The following is a 15,600-nucleotide window of genomic DNA, read 5'->3' on the forward strand; positions in this document are numbered from 1 at the left end:
CCGGCGGCGGGGTATTCTGGCCGTGGGAGAGAGCGTCATGCGTACATTTACCTGCCTGCTCACGGACAGCCGCTATTCCGTGCCGACCCTGTCGTTCATCCTGGCCGCCGACGCCGACCGGGCGCGGGCCCTGGCGCAGCGCGAGCTGCACGCCAGCGCCTATCACCAGGCCTACGAACTGCACGACAACGAGCGCCTGGTCTGCGCCGAGGCCCGATGAGCGCGCGGCCCGACGACACCGACGCCGGCCTCACCCTGGCCGTGCTGCGGCACCGGGACGGCTGGCGCGTCTTCGGCCCGAACGGCGGCTGGCGGCGGTTCCAGTACCGGGTGGACGCCGAGGAGGCGGCCCTGCGGCTGGCCGGGCAGGCGCGCCGCAACCGCGCCGAGGTGACGGTCCTGGTGCAGGACCGCTGGGGCCAGCTGCGGCCGCTGGAGGCCGCCTAGCTCCGCGCCGCGGCGGCGAGGCGGACCTCGCGGGCCCGCCGCCCCTGGGCCTCCACCGCCGGGCTGTCGGCCTCGTCGGGCATGATCACCGGCAGGGTGAGGCAGGCGCTCTGGCGGGCCAGCACCGCCTTCCAGTCGCCCACCAGCTGGCGGAAGGCGTGGCCGACCTGCCGCGGCCGGCGGTCGAGGTCGAACAGGCCGAGGCGGTTCACCTGCCCGCGGTCGAGGGTCAGGGCGGAATCCCAGTCCACCTGGTCGGTGAGCGAGTACCAGGTGAAGCCCAGCACCGGGATGCCGGCGCGGCGCACGCGCAGCACGTTGGCCCACTGCTTCTTCAGCCAGTGCACCGCGGCCGCCTCCTCGGCCTCCATGCGGATGTTGGTCTCGGTGTGCATCACCGGCAGGCGGTAGCGCTCGAAGTACTCGCGGGTGATCTCGCTGTAGCCGAACACCTCGCCGGCCGTGGTGACGGTCCCGTCCTCGGCCACCCAGTGCTCGTTGGTGGCGTAGTAGTCGTTGCCCATGATGCAGTGGTTGCGCAGGGCGCGGCGCATGAAGAAGGCGTACTCCTCCGGCTTCATGCCGTGCTCGAGGAGATAGGCGTAGGTCTGGGCGTCCACCGAGCGGCCGTAGTTCAGGTCGAGCGAGAGGAAGCGCTCGGCGTTGTAGCGGTCGGTCCAGACGGTGGCGGCGGGGGTTTCCGGGTGGAAGTACTCGGAGGACTCGCTCTGGATGAACAGGGCGTCGGGCCGCACCTCGAGGATGGCCTCCATGGCCAGGATGTTGGCCTGGACCAGGTGCTTGAGCGCGGCGACGAAGGCCCGCTCGTCCTTCAGCTGCTCGTTCCACCAGCCCAGCCGGGCGGAGAAGCTGGCGCAGACGAACATCTCGTTCACCGGCGTGTAGAGCTGGACCCACGGATAGCGGGCGGCGAAGGCGCGGGCGTAGCCGGCGAACAGGGCCGGGAAGTCGGGGTTCTGGAAGTCGCCGAGCCAGTCGGGAACGCCGAAGTGGCAGAGGTCGACGATGGGGACGGTGTTCTGGGCCCGAAGCTGGCCGAAGGTGAGGTCGGCGAACTCCCAGTCGTAGCGGTCCGGGCCGGTCCAGGTGCGGTGGATCGGCGGCCCGAAGCGGAGGAAGTCCAGGCCCAGGTCCTTCACCAGGGCGAAGTCGGTGCGCCAGTGGACGTAGAAGCCGCACTTCTCGAGCTCGTCCACGCGCTTGGCGCCGTTGTCGATGGTGGGGGCGCTGTTCTCGATCCCGGTGGCGAAGGCGAAGTTGAACATGCCGCGGTCCTGCGTGGGTCGGGGGCGTCCGTGGCTAGCGCGCGGGGCCGGTTCTGGCTCCGAGGGCCAAGGTCGAAAACGGCCCCCGGGGGATGAATCGGCGCGGCCGGGTCGTTGGTCCCGATATGACGTACACGCTCCTGGTCACCGGCCCGGACGGGCGCCAGCAGGCGCGCCTGACGGACTATAGCGACGAAGAGGCGCTGATCGCCGAGGTGCGGCACCTGCTGTCGGCCGAGCAGCCGCGGATCGCCGTGGCCCGGGGCCGGGGCGAGGCCGTGACCCCGCTGGGGACCTGGGACTGGTGCGGCGGCCTGCCCACCTGGACGCCGCAGGCGGCGGCGCGGTCCGGCTGAGGCGACAACCGCCGCCCGCGCGGAGCGGGCGGCGGCGAGCGCGGCGGTCGGCCGGCGCGGTCAGGCGCCGGCGAGCTCCATCGGGGTGTAGTCCCGCCGGCGGCGGACCGTGGAGCCCAGCTCGGCGGCGATCACCAGGACGGCGAGGCCGGCGTTGACCAGGGCCACGGCGAAGTGGGCGCCGCGGTCGCCCTTGAGCCCCAGGGCCTCGATCTCGGCGGCGGTGCGGCCGGCGGCGAGCGCCTCCATCAGCGGGGTGTAGTCCGGGATGTTGATCCCGAGCCACGGCGTCAGGTGGGCGACGATGAAGGCCGTCGACAGCACCAGCGCGCCGACCGCGGCCGCCAGGCGCGTGCGCTTGACGAGCAGCAGCAGGGCCAGGACGCCGGCCACGATCCCCACCGCGTAGCGGGCGCCGGGCTCCAGCCAGCCCACCCCGGACTTCGCCTCGGCCCAGCCGTAGATCGGGTGGATGTCGAGCCCGACGAACTTCGGCCAGACCCAGAGGGCGACCAGGCTCATCGCCAGCATCACCGCCCCGCTGAGGCCGAAGGCCATGTTCTGATTGTTCATAGCTTCCTCCGTTCTGCTTGGCCCGACATCGCGGCCGGCCGGCCGCCAGAGGGGCCCGGGCCCTGAAGGCTAGGTGAGCGGGGCGGGCCCCCGCGCCAACAGGCTTGGCCATTGAAAATCGCAATGGCTGCGATGCGGCCTCACTGCCCCTGGCCGAGGCTGTAGCCCGGCTCGCCGTCGAAGGTGCACAGGTGCTCGGTCTTGATGAAGTCGACGCCGGCGTCGGCCGCCCGGGCGGAGAGGGCGACGATCTGATCGAGCGACACGGGGCCGCCGCCGTTCATGAACCGGCAGCGCCAGTGGTCGGTGCAGGTGGTCTCCGGCAGGCCGTCGGGCCAGACCTTCACCCCGCGGTTGGTGATCATCTTCAGCTGCAGCGCCCCCTGCCCCAGGCGTTGCAGCCGCCGGGCGAGGACGTCGGGAGCGCCGCGCCACTGGACGAAGAGGTCGACGCCCACGGTCTGCTTCTCGGCGGGCGGCCGGAGGCGGGCGCGGGGCGGGGCGAAGGGGGCGTTGGCGCCGTAGGTCACCGGGGCCAGGGTCTCCGGCCGGCGGCCGAGGCGGGCGATCACCGCCTCGGCGAAGCCGCGCGTGCCGACGAGCCGGCGCGACACGCCCTCGCGCCAGATGTCGCGGGTGTGGACGCCCTCCTCGAGGGTGGCGAGCCAGGCGTTGTGCACCGTCTGGGCGACGGCCGACTGGCCGAGGTGGTTCAGCATCATCACGCCGGCGAGCAGCAGGCCCGAGGGGTTGGCGCGGTCCTGGCCGGCGAGCCTCGGCGCCGAGCCGTGGATGGCCTCGAACATGGCCACCCGCTCGCCGATGTTGGCGGAGCCCGCGAGGCCCACGGAGCCGGCGATCTGGGCCGCCACGTCGGAGAGGATGTCGCCGTAGAGGTTCGGCATGACGATGACGTCGAAGGCCTCGGGCGTGTCGGCGAGCTTCGCCGCGCCGATGTCGACGATCCACTGCTCGTGCTCGAGGTCCGGGTACTCGGCCGCCACTTCCCGGAAGACCTCGTGGAAGAGGCCGTCCGTCAGCTTCATGATGTTGTCCTTGGTGAAGCAGCTGACCTTCCGGCGGCCGTTGGCGCGGGCGTATTCGAAGGCGAAGCGGACGATCCGCTCGCAGCCCGGCCGGCTCACCAGCTTCAGGCACTGGTAGACCTCTTCGGTCTGCCGGTGCTCGATGCCCGCGTAGAGGTCCTCCTCGTTCTCGCGGACGATCACCACGTCCATGGCCGGGTGGCGCGTGGGCACGAAGGGCGCGTAGGCGGCGCAGGGCCGGACGTTGGCGTAGAGGCCGAGCGTCTTGCGGATGGTGACGTTCAGCGACTTGAAGCCGCCGCCCTGGGGTGTGGTGATCGGCGCCTTGTAGAACACCCGCGTGCGCCGCAGGCTGTCCCAGGCCTCCGGGGCGATGCCGGCGCTGTAGCCGCGGCGGTAGACGCCCTCGCCGATCTCGATGACGTCGAGGTCGAGCTGGGCGCCGGCGGCGAGCAGCACGTCGAGGCTGGCCTGCATGATGTCCGGCCCGATGCCGTCGCCATAGGCCACGGTGACGGGGGCTTTCAGGTTCACTGCGCTCATGGAGTCTCGCTTCCCGGATTGGAGGTGAGCTCCCTTAGGGCCGAGCTGTGGATTGCCGACGTTGATTATGGTGATGCCGGTCATTAGCTATCCTCATCATCCGGAGGCGGCATGGCGTTCATCAACCTCGATCTCGACCTGGTGCGGACCTTCGTGGCGGTGGCCGAGGCGCGGAGCTTCACGCGGGCCGGCGAGCGGCTGGGGCGGACCCAGTCGGCGATCAGCCTGCAGATCCGGCGGCTGGAGGACCGGCTCGGACGCCAGCTCCTGTCGCGCGACCCGCGGCACGTGACGCTCAGCGCCGAGGGGGAGGCCTTCCTGCCCGAGGCCCGGCGGCTGCTGCGGCTGAACGACGACATCGTGGGCCGCCTGACGGAGGGCGACGTGGAGGGCGAGGTGCGGCTGGGCTCGCCGGAGGACTTCGCCACCGTCCACCTGCCCGAGATCCTGGGCGAATTCGCCAAGGCCCACCCCAGGGTGACGCTGACGGTGACCTGCGACCTGACGCTCAACCTGCTCGACCGGCTGCGCGACGGGGCGCTGGACCTGGCGCTGGTGAAGCGCGAGCCGCTGGGGCCGGACCTGGGCGTGCGGGTCTGGCGCGAGTCGCTGGTCTGGGCGGCGGCCGATCCGGGGGTGCTGGAGCGCTCGGAGACCGCGTCCCTGGTGGTGGCGCCCAGCCCCTGCGTCTACCGCCGGCGGGCGATCACGGCGCTGGAGAAGGCGGGCCGGCCCTGGCGCATCGGCTACACCAGCCCCTCGCTGGCGGGACAGCACGCGGCGCTGCGGGCCGGGCTCGGCGTCACCGTCCTGCCGCGCGACATGACCCCGCCGGACCTGGCGGTGCTCGGCCCGGAGACCGGCCTGCCGCCGCTGGCCGACGCCGAGATCGCCCTGATGCGGGCCACGACCGCGGTGCCGCCGGCCGCCGAGCGCCTGGCGGGCTTCATCCTCTCCTCCCTGGACCGCCGCCACGCCATGGCCGGGTGATCAGCCGGGCTGATCTTGTCCATCACGAGGATCAATCGCCGCCGCCCTCCCCGGCCGCGGCCGGCGTGGCCATATCAGGCGTGGCGGACCGGGCCCCTCTGACGGCCTCCCCCGGTCGTGATGTCGGACCGCCACAGGCGCGTCCGGCCGGCCGCTCTCCAGTCCCACCCACGGCCGGGCGCGCCTCCATTCGAGGAGGAGCCAATGACCAGCTACAGGATCGCCCGTCTCCGGAACCAGCACCGCTGGCTCGAGGAGCAGCTGCGCGAGGAGATGCGCCGGCCCGAGCCGGACAACCTCGCGATCCAGGATCTCAAGCGCCGCAAGCTGCAGGTGCGCGACGAGATCTTCCTCGCCGAGGCGGGCCTCGCGCCGCTGCGCCTCTAGGGCCGGCCGGGGCGGGGGCGGGCTCCGCGCCCGCCCTCAGGCCCGCTCGCGGGCGCGCTCGAAGCGGACCTTGGGGTACTTCTCGCCCACGTAGCCGATCTCCCAGGCGGACTTGGCCAGGAACACCGGCTGGTCGTCGATGTCGGTGGCCATCTGCATCCGGTGCTTGTTCGCGAAGTCCTCGAGGTCGGCGCGCTCGGCGACCAGCCAGCGGGCCTCGGCCCAGGGGCTGGCCTCGAACAGCACCTCGAGCTGGTACTCGTTGGCCAGGCGGTCGGCCATGACCTCGAACTGCAGCTGGCCCACGGCGCCGACGATGAAGTCCGCGCCCATGGTCGGGCGGAAGAGCTGGGTGACGCCTTCCTCGGCGAGGCCCGTGAGCGCCTTGGCCAGGTGCTTGGCCTTCAGCGGGTCCTTCACGCGCACGCGCTGCAGGATCTCGGGCGCGAAGTTGGGCAGGCCGGCGAAGCGCAGGGTCCCACTCTCCGACAGGCTGTCGCCGACCCGCAGGACGCCGTGGTTGGGGATGCCGATGACGTCGCCGGCGAAGGCCTCCTCGGCCAGCTCCCGGTCGGAGGCGAAGAACATCACCGGCGCGTTGACGCTGAGCTGCTTGCCGGTGTTCTGCACCTTCAGCTTCATGCCGCGGCTGAAGCGGCCCGAGGTCAGGCGCAGGAAGGCGATCCGGTCGCGGTGGTTGGGGTCCATGTTGGCCTGGACCTTGAAGATGAAGCCCGCGACCTCCTTGTCGCCGGGCTGCACCTGCACCGGCTCGCCGCCCTTGGTGGCGGGCACCGCCTTGGGCGCGGGCGCGTAGTCGCCGAGGCCCTCCAGGAGCTGGTCGACGCCGAAGTGGCGGAGCGCCGAGCCGAAGAACACCGGGGTCATGTGGCCTTCCAGGAAGGCCTGCGGGTCGAAGGGCTTGGCGGCCTCCTGGACCAGCATGGCGCCCTCCTCCACCTCGGCCTGCTCGGCCTCGTCCAGGTAGGCGGCGAGCGAATTGCCCTTCAGGGCGACGGGCTCCGGATGGCCGTCGTCGGAGCCGTCGGCGCCCTTCTTGGCGAAGGGGATGAACTGCTCGCGGCGCAGGTCGAGCATGCCCTTGAAGCGGCCGCCGGAGCCGGCCGGCCAGTAGAGCGGCGCGGGGTCGAGGGCGAGCTTGGAGCCGATCTCGTCCAGCAGGGCGAAGGGATCCTGGGCCTCGCGGTCCATCTTGTTGATGAAGGTGACGATCGGGATGTCGCGCAGGCGGCAGACCTCGAACAGCTTCAGCGTCTGCGGCTCGATGCCCTTGGCGGCGTCCAGCACCATGACGGCGGCGTCGGCGGCCGTCAGGGTGCGGTAGGTGTCCTCCGAGAAGTCCTCGTGGCCCGGCGTGTCCAGCAGGTTGAACATCTTGCCGGCGTGGTCGAACGTCATCACCGAGGCCGAGACGGAGATGCCCCGCTCGCGCTCGATCTTCATCCAGTCGGACCGGGTGCGGCGGTTCTCGCCGCGGGCGCGGACCTGGCCCGCCGCCCGGATGGCGCCGCCGGCCAGCAGCAGGTTCTCCGTCAGCGTCGTCTTGCCGGCGTCGGGGTGGGAGATGATCGCGAAGGTGCGCCGCCTGGCCGCCTGGACGGCGATGGGTGAGCGGGACGTGGCGGCCTCGGCGGCGGGGGGCGTGCTCATGGGGGGCGTGAGGTAGCGGGTCGGGGGCTTTTCCGCAAATGCGGCGAGGTCGCGGGGGCCTTCTCTCCCCTTCATGGGGAGGGCGGACGGCGCGACAGCGCCGCCGGGTGGGGAGGCCAGGTTCAAGCCCGGGCGCCGCGCCCAGCCCGCACCTCCCCACCCCGGCCGCTCACGCGGCCTGCCCCTCCCCATGAAGGGGAGGGAAAAAGTGCGACAGCGGGGCCTTGAAAGCCGCACGCACGATCCCAAACTTAAGGCTGCGGGCCGGGCCCCTCTGGCGATCGATCTCCCAGTGATCGCGATGTCGGACCGCATCGGGTGTGCTCGATGCCTTGGGTCCGTCGCCTCCCCCCACGCGGATCCCGGTGTCGGGCGCACCCTCCATAACGAGAGGAGCCCCGATGATGTCGCACATCCTGATCTATCGACTTCGCGTTCGGCGCCGTGAGCTGGAGCGCGAGATCCGCCGCGAGCTGGCCAGGCCCGCGCCCGACCTGGGCCGCGTGGCGAAGCTCGAACGCGGCAAGCTCGCCGTGAAGAGCGAGCTGTCGCGCCTGGAGAGCGGGTTCGCCCCGCTGACCCCCGCCCGCGCCTGGTGAGGCCGCCGCCATGGATGTCCTGACCCAGGTCGCCCTCGGCAAGCCCGTGTGGATGTGGCTCGCCTTCCTGTCCGTGGTCGTGGTGCTGCTGGCGCTGGACCTCGGCGTCCTGCACCGCAAGGCCAAGCCGATCGGCGCCCGGGAGAGCCTGGTGCTCTCCGCGGGCTACCTGACCGTGGGCCTGGCCTTCGGGGCCTGGGTCTGGAGCGAGCTCGGCCGGCAGGCCGGGCTCGAATACGTCACCGGCTTCCTGGTCGAGAAGAGCCTGGCGATGGACAACGTCTTCGTCATCGCCAGCATCTTCGCCGCCTTCGCCGTGCCGGCCGCCTACCAGCACCGGGTGCTGTTCTGGGGCATCCTGGGCGTCATCGTGCTGCGCGCCATCATGATCGGCGCGGGCGCGGCCCTGGTGGCGAATTTCGAATGGGTGCTGCTGCTGTTCGCCGGCTTCCTGGTGATCGCCGGGCTGAAGATGCTGTTCTCCAAGGCCGGGCACGGCGACCCCAGGGACAATCCCGCCTACCGCTGGCTGGCCGGGCATCTGCGGCTGACCGACGGCTTCGAGGGCGGCCGGTTCTTCGTGCGGCGCACGCCGCCGGGCGGGACGCGGCCCCTGCTCTACGCCACGCCGCTGTTCCTGGCGCTGGTGATGATCGAGCTGGCCGACGTGGTGTTCGCGGTGGACTCGGTGCCGGCGATCTTCGCCATCACCACCGACCCCTACATCGTCTTCACCTCCAACATCTTCGCCATCCTGGGCCTTCGGGCGCTCTACTTCGCGCTCGCCGCGCTGACCGAGCGGTTCGCCTACCTGAAGACGGCGCTGGCGCTGCTGCTGGTGTTCATCGGCGGCAAGGTGTTCGTGGCCGAGGCCATGGGCTGGGAGAAGTTCCCCGCGCCCGTGTCCCTGGGCGTGACCGCCGCCCTGCTGGCCGGGGGGGTGCTCTACTCCATGTGGCGGACGCGGCGCACGCCGCTGCCCGCCTAGCGGGATCGTTCCGGGCGCGGCGCCGCAGGGTTCGCGCCCCTTCCTCCTCGATGGAGGAAGGGTAGGGTTGGTGGTGGTCGCACCGTGAGGCCGGGTCAGCACCGTCGGGCTCGGCGCCCACGAGCGCCACGTCCGGCGGCTCCGCGGACACACCACCACCCAACCCTCCTCCATCGAGGAGGAGGGCTTCCAGGCGGAGGCCGGGCCGCGTCCGGTTACGCGCCGAGCGCGGCAAAGGCGGCGGCGCCGCCGCCGTCGAGCTGGTCGTAGGCGCACTGGCGAGGCGCCTTGTCCGGGCGCCAGCGGACCAGCTTGGTCCCGTGCCGGAAGCGGCCGCCCGTCATGTGGTCGTAGCGGACCTCGACGACCAGCTCGTGGCGCAGCGGCGTCAATTCGGTAGAGCGCTCGTTCGACCAGCGGCTGGGGCCGCCGGGCGCGGAGCCGGTGAAGCCGGGGCCGGGGGCCAGCGCCTCCAGCCGCTTCGTCAGCTCCGGCCGCTCGGCGTTGGAGATGGTCGAGGTGAAGCCCACGTGGTTCAGGCGGCCGGCGTCGTCATAGAGGCCGAGCAGCAGGGAGCCCACCAGCTTCGAGCCTTGCGCGTAGCGGAAGCCGCCCACCACGCAGTCGACCGTGCGCATGCGCTTGATCTTCAGCATCGCCCGCTCGCCGGGGACGTAAGGGCCGTCGAGGCGCTTGGCGACCACGCCGTCGAGCCCGGCGCCGGCCTGCTGCAGCCAGCGGCAGGCCTCCTCGCGGTCGGTGGTCCCGGGGGAGAGGCGCAGGCGCGGCTGGTCGCCGAAGCGCCTGAACAGCGCCTCCAGTTCGGCGCGCCGGCGGGTGAAGGGGGCGTCCACGAGCGGGGCGCCCCGGGCGTCCATCAGGCAGTCGAACAGGACGTAGGCGGCCGGGGTCTCCGCCGCGAGCTTGCGCACCCGGCTCTCGGCGGGGTGCAGGCGAAGCTGCAGGGCGTCGAAGTCCAGCGCGCCTCCGGTCTCGATGACCAGCTCGCCATCGACGACGAAGCGGTCGACCGGCAGGGCGCGGAGCATCTCCACCACCTCGGGGAAGTAGCGGCCGAGCGGCTTGCCGGACTTGGCGTGCAGCTCGACCTCCTCGCCGGCCCGGAAGGCCAGGCACCGGAAGCCGTCCCACTTGGGCTCGTAGCGCCAGCCGGCCTGCTTCGGGATCTCGTCCACGAGCTTCGCCTCCATGGTGGCGAGGTCGAGGGGCACGGGCAGGTCGGAGAGGCTGGGCATCGGGGGGGCTAACTGCGAGCCGTCGCAGGTGTTCCTTCACCTCGCGTTCGTCATGGCCGGGCTTGTCCCGGCCATCCATCAGCTCCGCGTTGCGTCGGCGGCGGCGACGTTCGCCTGCATCCGGGACGAACGGAGATCATGGATCCCCGGGACAAGCCCGGGGATGACGGGCCGATAGAAAGGGGACCGCCGCCTACGCCTTCTCCACCGGCTCGGTGAGGAAGTGGCGGCCTTCGCGGTCCTCGATCTCGACGACCCAGATGTCGGGGTCGATGCGGGCGGCGCGCTCGATGTAGCGGTCGAGGTCCTGCTCCTGGTCGGTGAGCTGGGGCTGCATCCAGACCCGCTCGCCGTCCATGCGGGTGGCCTCGGCGTAGAGGCGGGCGGTCCCGTCGGTGCGGTTGAGCACCTTGACCAGGACCGCGCCGGCGCGGGCGTCGCCCTTGCGGACGACGACGGCGAAGGCGCCGCCGATCTCGGCCCGGCGGATCAGGGCGCCGACCCAGATGTCGGTGGAAAGCAGCATGGCTGGGGACCATGCGCGAAGTCCGCCCGCGGTGTCACGCCGTTAACCGCGCCGGTTAAGGACGTTCCTCAACGCAACCTCAAGACGCGGTCCCTAGGGTGGCCGCAATGTCCGGAAAAGCCGGACGCAGAACAGAAGACGCATGACGGTTCCGCGCAAGCCAGCGCGGCCGGCGTCTCGGTGGTTGGGTTTGGTGGGCGCGGCGAGCGTGATCGCGCCGATGGCGGCGCATGCGCAGCCCGTGGACCTGTTCCTCGAGCGTACGGCCATCCGGGAAGCCGATTCCCGCTGCGGGCTCTTTGCGCCCGAGGTGTCGCAGGCGCTGGCCGTGGGCGTGGCCCAGGCGCGCGGCTCGGCGCTGCGGGCCGGTGCGTCTCCCGAGACCCTGAAGGCGGCCGAGCGGTCGGCCCGCGCCAAGGCGGCGCGGACGGCCTGCGAGGCGCCCGAGATGGCGGTCTCCGCCGGCCGCGTGCGCGACGCCTTCGACGGCTACGCCCGGCTCACCCGCCTCTCCTATCCCGGCGACCACGGCGCCTGGCGCGCCGACCGCGTCCCCTCGCGCGGCCTGCGCTGGCGGCTGGTGCAGGACGCCCGCTTCGGGCGCGACCGGCTGTCGTTCGGCCTGGTGGGCGAGGAGCGCGCCGGCGCCCTGATGGCCGTGGCCCGCTTCGCCGACGGGGCGGAGCCCTACGGCGCGCGGCTCCTGCTGCGCGACACCCTGCGGACCTGGGGCCCCTATCTCGACCGCTACTACGGCGGGCCGACCGCGGCCCTGCCGCTCGCCCGGCGCGTGCCGCCGGCCTCGGCCACCCGCGGCTACATGGCCGAGGCGCGGAGCTCCGCGGGCCAGGACCTGCTGCCCGAGGACGCCCGGAGCGGCTGGGCGTTCCGCTTCCCGGCCGGCGCGGCGCGGCACCTGGCGCAGCTCGACCCGCGCGAGGCGATCGTGGTGGAGTTCCTGTTCTCCGGCGGGACGCGGCGCGCCTACATCGAGGTCGGCGACTTCGCCGCCGGCCGCGCCTTCCTGAACGTGACGCCGGCTAGAGCCCCGACAGGGCAGAGGCAGGCGGCGCTTCGGGCTCCGCCGCCGTCTCAGGGCCGATAAGCACCGGCATCCGCACGGTGACGGTGGCGCCCTCGCCCACCGCGCTCTCGATGGACATCTCCCCGCCATGCAGCCGGGCGAAAGCCCGCACCAGCGACAGGCCGAGCCCCGCGCCGGCCGCCTTCTGGCCCGCGTCGCCCGCCTGCTCGAAGGGCCGGCCGAGACGCTCGAGGTCCTCGGGCGCGATGCCGACGCCGGTGTCGGCGACGACCAGCTCCAGCATCTCGCCCGAGCCCTGCAGGGTGACGGTCACCGAGCCGTTGCGGGGGGTGAACTTCAGCGCGTTGGAGACCAGGTTCAGCGCGATCTGCTTGATCGCCCGGCGGTCGGCGTCGGCCTCCAGCGGGTCGGCCGGCAGGACGCCGCGCAGCTGGATGCCCGCCCGGTCGGCCTGGCCGCGCATCAGGCGCAGGACCGAGGAGACGGCGTCGCGGGCGTCGAAGGTCTCGCGGGCCAGCTCGAACCGCTCGGCCTCGATCTTCGACATGTCGAGCACGTCGTTGATCAGCTCCAGGAGGTGGGCGCCGCTCTCGTGGACCAGCTCGGCGTATTCCACGTAGCGGTCGGACATCGGGCCGAACAGCCGCTGCCGCATGATGTCGGAGAAGCCCATGATGGCGTTGAGCGGGGTGCGGAGCTCGTGGCTCATGTTGGCCAGGAAGCGGCTCTTGCCGGCGTTCTGGCTCTCGGCCGAGGCGCGGGCCTGCTCCAGCTCGGTCTCGCGGGCGCGCTGGGCGCGGGCGTCGCGCAGGGCGGCGACGATGCGGATGCTGCTCATCCGGCGCAGGCTGAGCACGCACCAGCCCTGGGGATCGTGGATCGGGATGAAGGCGACCTCGGCCGAGCCGTCCTGCACGGCGCGCTGCAGGGCCTCGTCCACGGCCGGCCGGTCGTCGCGGGAGACCATCTCGCCGAGATTGCGGCCGACGAACTCGCGGTGGTCGAGGCCCACCGGCGCCTGGCCGTAGGCCTCCAGGATACGGCCGCCCGGATAGACGCCCATCAGCAGCTGCGGCTGGTTGTCGAGCAGCTCGCGCAGGGCCGCCTCGGCCTCGTCGCGCGTCCGGGCGTAGCGCCGGGACTGGCCCTGCAGGGAGACCAGGCCGGCGCCCAGGCCCACGGCGACGGTGGAGAGCGACAGCAGGCTGAGCCAGGGCGCGGCCCCGGCGGGCGGCGCCGGCAGCGGCATGAGAAGCGTGCCCACCGTGGCCAGGGCCGCAGCGGCGACCGCGCCGGCGGCGCCCAGGGAGAGCAGTTCCGAGCGGCGGAAGGCGGCGGCGGCGGCGAGCGGGGCCAGGCACCAGGCGGCCAGCGGCCCGAGCGTGCCGCCGGTCATCTGACAGGCGACGGCGCCGGCCAGGGTCCAGATGAGGAGGGCGATGATCCGGGCGGGCTGCACGCGGCTCATGGCGAGGCCTGCGCCGACCAGGGCCGGCACGGCGCCCACGGCGAGCGCCGCCAGCTCCACGCCGGACGAAAGGCGGCCCGAGCCCACCAGGGCGCCCGCGGCCAGCGCCACGGCGAGCGCCCAGGCCAGATGCCAGCCCACGGCGAAGCCCGGTCCGCCGCGGCGGACCTTCCTGCGCGAGCTGTACCGCACGTACGGCATGGTCTGGGGTGGCTTCCCTCTCCGGTTGCGCCGCGAGCTTAGCGGCCCAAGCGAGTCCACGTAAGGCCGCTCGCCTGGGGCGCGACCGGCCGACCGGGCGAAACGAAATCGTAAGCGCGATAGCCGAAGCTCGCGCCTCCATTGGACAGAAGGTCCGCGGCGACAGTATGGCCCAGCCGGCATTCAAGACGATCGCTCCGCCCGCCAAGAAGGCGCAGGCGCAGCAGACCCGCCGCGACGCGGCCTTCGAGGAGCAGAAGCGGTCCTTCCTGCGCATGGTCAGCCATGAGCTGCGCACGCCGCTGAACTCGATCCTCGGCTTCTCCGAGATCCTCGCCACCGAGCTCTACGGACCCCTGGGCGACCCGCAGTACAAGGAATACGCCGAGATCATCCGCGGCAGCGGCGCCAAGCTGCTGAAGCTGGTGAACCAGGTGCTGGAGATCGCCCGGCTGGAGAGCGGGGCGGCCGAGATGAACGCCCGCGCCGAGCCGCTGGAGTGCGTCCTCGAGGACGTCACCGGGGCCCTGAAGGAGGAGCTGGTGACCCGCGACGTGGCGCTGAGCGTCGACGAAAGCGCCGAGCACGTCCTGATCCACGCCGACCCCAAGGCGCTGCGCACCGTGGTCGGCAACCTGCTGCAGAACGCCGTGACCTTCTCGCCCGACGGCGGCGAGGTGAAGGTGCGCGTCGAGCGCTGCGGCGACAGCGTCGAGATCGTCATCGAGGACCAGGGCGAGGGCGTCGACCCCGCCGACCTGCCGCGCCTGCTGAAGCCCTTCGAGCAGGGCGAGAACGCGCTCACCCGCCGCGGCCACGGCGCGGGCCTCGGCCTGGCCATCTGCGACCTCAACTGCCAGGCCATGGGCGGCACGCTGAAGCTCGCGTCCGCCGTCGGCCAGGGCATGACGGCCCGCGTCCGCCTGCCGGCGGGCTAGGGGCGCCCCCGCCGTAAGCACACGCTTACGGCCGGCCGGATAAGCGCGCCGGCAATGGCCCCGCGGCGCCGCGGGCGCGCCTGATCCGTCGATCAACGACGGAGGCGACCATGCAGAACATCCAGGCGCGGCGGTGGGACCCGCTGGTGCGGCTCACCCACTGGGGCGTCGCGGCGGGCGTGCTGGCCAACGGGGCGTTCACCGAGGAGGGGTCGGGACTGCACCTATGGGTCGGCTACGGTGTGGGCGCGCTGCTCGCGCTCCGTCTGCTGTGGGGGTTCATCGGACCGGCGGAGGCGCGGTTCTCGGCCTTCCCGCCGAGCCCCGGGCGGGCGGCCGCGCACCTGCGCGAGATCGCCGAGGGGCGCCGTTCGCACCATCGCTCGCACAATCCCCTGGGCGCCCTGATGGTCTACGCCCTGTGGGCGACCCTGGCCGTGGTGATCGCCACGGGCGTGGCCATGGCCGGACCGCCGACGCTCTCGACACCGCCGGCCGTGGCGGCCTCTAATGAACGGGGCCACGAGGCCGCCGAGGCGGCCGAGCACGAGGGCGGCCACGAGGCGCACGGCTCCGCACGCGACGGCGACGCGGAGCACGAGGAGGACGAATGGATGGAGGAGGTCCACGAGGCGGCGGCGAACCTGCTGTTCGTGCTGGCCGCGCTGCACATCCTCGGCGTCGCCTTCGAGACGCGGCGGAGCGGCCGGCAGATCCTGACCGCCATGATCGGGGGCCGGCGAAAGGCCGCGCCCGCCGAATGAGGGTCCGCGCGCGGCGGCGGCGCGAGCCGGGCGCGGAGGCCGTCGCCGCGGTGGCGGCCCTGCAGGCCCTGGCGGCGGTGTTCTTCATCGTGGACGCGGCCGGCGACGTGGCCGCCCAGGGCGTCACCTGGCACGTGGCGATCGAGGGCGTCATCGCCGTCGCCCTGCTCGCGGGCGTGGTGACGGGGAGCCTGCAGCTGCGGGAGATCCTGGCGGCGGGGCGACGCAAGAGCGCCGCCCTGGCCGTCGCGGCCGGCGCGCTCAGCGAGGTGATCCAGGAGCGCGTCCAGGCCTGGGGCCTGACTCCGGCCGAGGCGGACGTGGCGGTGTTCGCCCTGAAGGGCTGCGACGTGGCCGAGATCGCAGCCTTGCGGAATTCCGCGCCGGGGACGGTCCGGGCGCAGCTCGCCCGGGTCTACGAGAAGGCCGGCGTGCGGTCCCGCTCGGACCTGGCGAGCCTGTTCCTGGAGGACCTGATCGCGGCGCCGGAGCGCCCTGGCCGCTGACCGGCTGTTC

General features: G+C 72.7%; 18 protein-coding genes. 11 read left to right on the forward strand and 7 right to left on the reverse strand.

Going from position 1 to position 15,600, the window contains the following annotated elements:
• Nucleotides 1-37: 37 nt before the first annotated feature.
• Together VM685_RS20130 and VM685_RS20135 are read left to right on the forward strand one after the other, a co-directional pair.
• Nucleotides 38-220, forward strand: a complete 183-nt coding sequence (locus VM685_RS20130) for a hypothetical protein (RefSeq protein ID WP_325461964.1) — start codon at nt 38-40, stop codon at nt 218-220.
• Entirely contained in the window at nt 217-447 is a 231-nt protein-coding gene (locus VM685_RS20135) for a hypothetical protein (RefSeq protein WP_325461965.1), read from the forward strand. Before VM685_RS20130 ends, VM685_RS20135 begins: the two co-directional genes overlap by 4 nt.
• Here VM685_RS20135 and VM685_RS20140 read toward each other — a convergent pair.
• Complete coding sequence (locus VM685_RS20140; protein ID WP_325461966.1) at nt 444-1,733, reverse strand: family 1 glycosylhydrolase; 1,290 nt, start codon at nt 1,731-1,733, stop codon at nt 444-446. The two genes, VM685_RS20135 and VM685_RS20140, sit on opposite strands and share 4 nt — an antisense overlap.
• 125 nt (nt 1,734-1,858) lie before the next feature.
• Here VM685_RS20140 and VM685_RS20145 point away from each other — a divergent pair, with 125 nt between their 5' ends.
• On the forward strand, nt 1,859-2,089 hold the full coding sequence (locus VM685_RS20145) for a hypothetical protein (protein WP_325461967.1): 231 nt from the start codon (nt 1,859-1,861) through the stop codon (nt 2,087-2,089).
• A 60-nt stretch (nt 2,090-2,149) separates the two neighbouring features.
• Here the strand turns inward: VM685_RS20145 and VM685_RS20150 are convergent, their stop codons facing one another.
• Both VM685_RS20150 and VM685_RS20155 read right to left on the reverse strand, forming a co-directional pair.
• Nucleotides 2,150-2,662: a hypothetical protein gene (locus tag VM685_RS20150; protein WP_325461968.1), complete on the reverse strand. Its 513-nt coding sequence runs from the start codon at nt 2,660-2,662 to the stop codon at nt 2,150-2,152.
• 140 nt (nt 2,663-2,802) lie between these two features.
• A complete protein-coding gene (locus VM685_RS20155) occupies nt 2,803-4,251 on the reverse strand; it encodes an NADP-dependent isocitrate dehydrogenase (RefSeq protein ID WP_325461969.1) in 1,449 nt (482 codons plus the stop codon).
• Nucleotides 4,252-4,362: 111 nt separating this feature from the next.
• Between VM685_RS20155 and VM685_RS20160 the strand changes: the two genes are divergently transcribed.
• Together VM685_RS20160 and VM685_RS20165 are read left to right on the forward strand one after the other, a co-directional pair.
• Nucleotides 4,363-5,241, forward strand: a complete 879-nt coding sequence (locus tag VM685_RS20160; protein WP_325461970.1) for a LysR substrate-binding domain-containing protein — start codon at nt 4,363-4,365, stop codon at nt 5,239-5,241.
• A 204-nt stretch (nt 5,242-5,445) separates the two neighbouring features.
• The gene (locus VM685_RS20165) at nt 5,446-5,628 is read left to right on the forward strand and encodes a YdcH family protein (protein WP_325461971.1); all 183 of its coding nucleotides are present in this window, start codon (nt 5,446-5,448) and stop codon (nt 5,626-5,628) included.
• Nucleotides 5,629-5,664: 36 nt separating this feature from the next.
• On the opposite strand, the gene VM685_RS20170 is transcribed toward VM685_RS20165, so the two are convergent.
• Nucleotides 5,665-7,299 (reverse strand): peptide chain release factor 3, encoded by a 1,635-nt coding sequence (locus tag VM685_RS20170; RefSeq protein ID WP_325461972.1) that lies wholly within the window; start codon nt 7,297-7,299, stop codon nt 5,665-5,667.
• A 401-nt stretch (nt 7,300-7,700) separates the two neighbouring features.
• Here VM685_RS20170 and VM685_RS20175 point away from each other — a divergent pair, with 401 nt between their 5' ends.
• Both VM685_RS20175 and VM685_RS20180 read left to right on the forward strand, forming a co-directional pair.
• Nucleotides 7,701-7,898, forward strand: a complete 198-nt coding sequence (locus VM685_RS20175) for a DUF465 domain-containing protein (protein WP_325461973.1) — start codon at nt 7,701-7,703, stop codon at nt 7,896-7,898.
• A gap of 10 nt (nt 7,899-7,908) precedes the next feature.
• Complete coding sequence (locus tag VM685_RS20180) at nt 7,909-8,886, forward strand: TerC family protein (protein ID WP_325461974.1); 978 nt, start codon at nt 7,909-7,911, stop codon at nt 8,884-8,886.
• A 215-nt stretch (nt 8,887-9,101) separates the two neighbouring features.
• Here VM685_RS20180 and VM685_RS20185 read toward each other — a convergent pair whose 3' ends face one another.
• Together VM685_RS20185 and VM685_RS20190 are read right to left on the reverse strand one after the other, a co-directional pair.
• Entirely contained in the window at nt 9,102-10,142 is a 1,041-nt protein-coding gene (locus VM685_RS20185; RefSeq protein ID WP_325461975.1) for an ATP-dependent DNA ligase, read from the reverse strand.
• 193 nt (nt 10,143-10,335) lie between these two features.
• Complete coding sequence (locus VM685_RS20190) at nt 10,336-10,668, reverse strand: DUF1491 family protein (protein WP_325461976.1); 333 nt, start codon at nt 10,666-10,668, stop codon at nt 10,336-10,338.
• A 220-nt stretch (nt 10,669-10,888) separates the two neighbouring features.
• On the opposite strand from VM685_RS20190, the gene VM685_RS20195 reads away from it, so the two are divergent.
• Nucleotides 10,889-11,773 carry a hypothetical protein gene (locus VM685_RS20195; RefSeq protein WP_325461977.1) on the forward strand — a complete coding sequence of 295 codons (885 nt, stop codon included), beginning with the start codon at nt 10,889-10,891 and terminating at the stop codon, nt 11,771-11,773.
• On the opposite strand, the gene VM685_RS20200 is transcribed toward VM685_RS20195, so the two are convergent.
• On the reverse strand, nt 11,709-13,382 hold the full coding sequence (locus VM685_RS20200) for a PAS domain-containing sensor histidine kinase (RefSeq protein WP_325461978.1): 1,674 nt from the start codon (nt 13,380-13,382) through the stop codon (nt 11,709-11,711). The genes VM685_RS20195 and VM685_RS20200 overlap by 65 nt on opposite strands.
• Before the next feature lie 167 nt (nt 13,383-13,549).
• Between VM685_RS20200 and VM685_RS20205 the strand changes: the two genes are divergently transcribed.
• The 3 genes from VM685_RS20205 to VM685_RS20215 all read left to right on the forward strand — a co-directional run bounded on the left by VM685_RS20205 (nt 13,550) and on the right by VM685_RS20215 (nt 15,590).
• The gene (locus VM685_RS20205) at nt 13,550-14,320 is read left to right on the forward strand and encodes a HAMP domain-containing sensor histidine kinase (protein WP_325461979.1); all 771 of its coding nucleotides are present in this window, start codon (nt 13,550-13,552) and stop codon (nt 14,318-14,320) included.
• A gap of 110 nt (nt 14,321-14,430) precedes the next feature.
• Complete coding sequence (locus tag VM685_RS20210; protein WP_325461980.1) at nt 14,431-15,084, forward strand: cytochrome b/b6 domain-containing protein; 654 nt, start codon at nt 14,431-14,433, stop codon at nt 15,082-15,084.
• On the forward strand, nt 15,081-15,590 hold the full coding sequence (locus tag VM685_RS20215; RefSeq protein ID WP_325461981.1) for a helix-turn-helix transcriptional regulator: 510 nt from the start codon (nt 15,081-15,083) through the stop codon (nt 15,588-15,590). Before VM685_RS20210 ends, VM685_RS20215 begins: the two co-directional genes overlap by 4 nt.
• Nucleotides 15,591-15,600: the final 10 nt, after the last annotated feature.

It is taken from the genome of Phenylobacterium sp., from assembly GCF_035539035.1.
GTDB lineage: Bacteria > Pseudomonadota > Alphaproteobacteria > Caulobacterales > Caulobacteraceae > Phenylobacterium.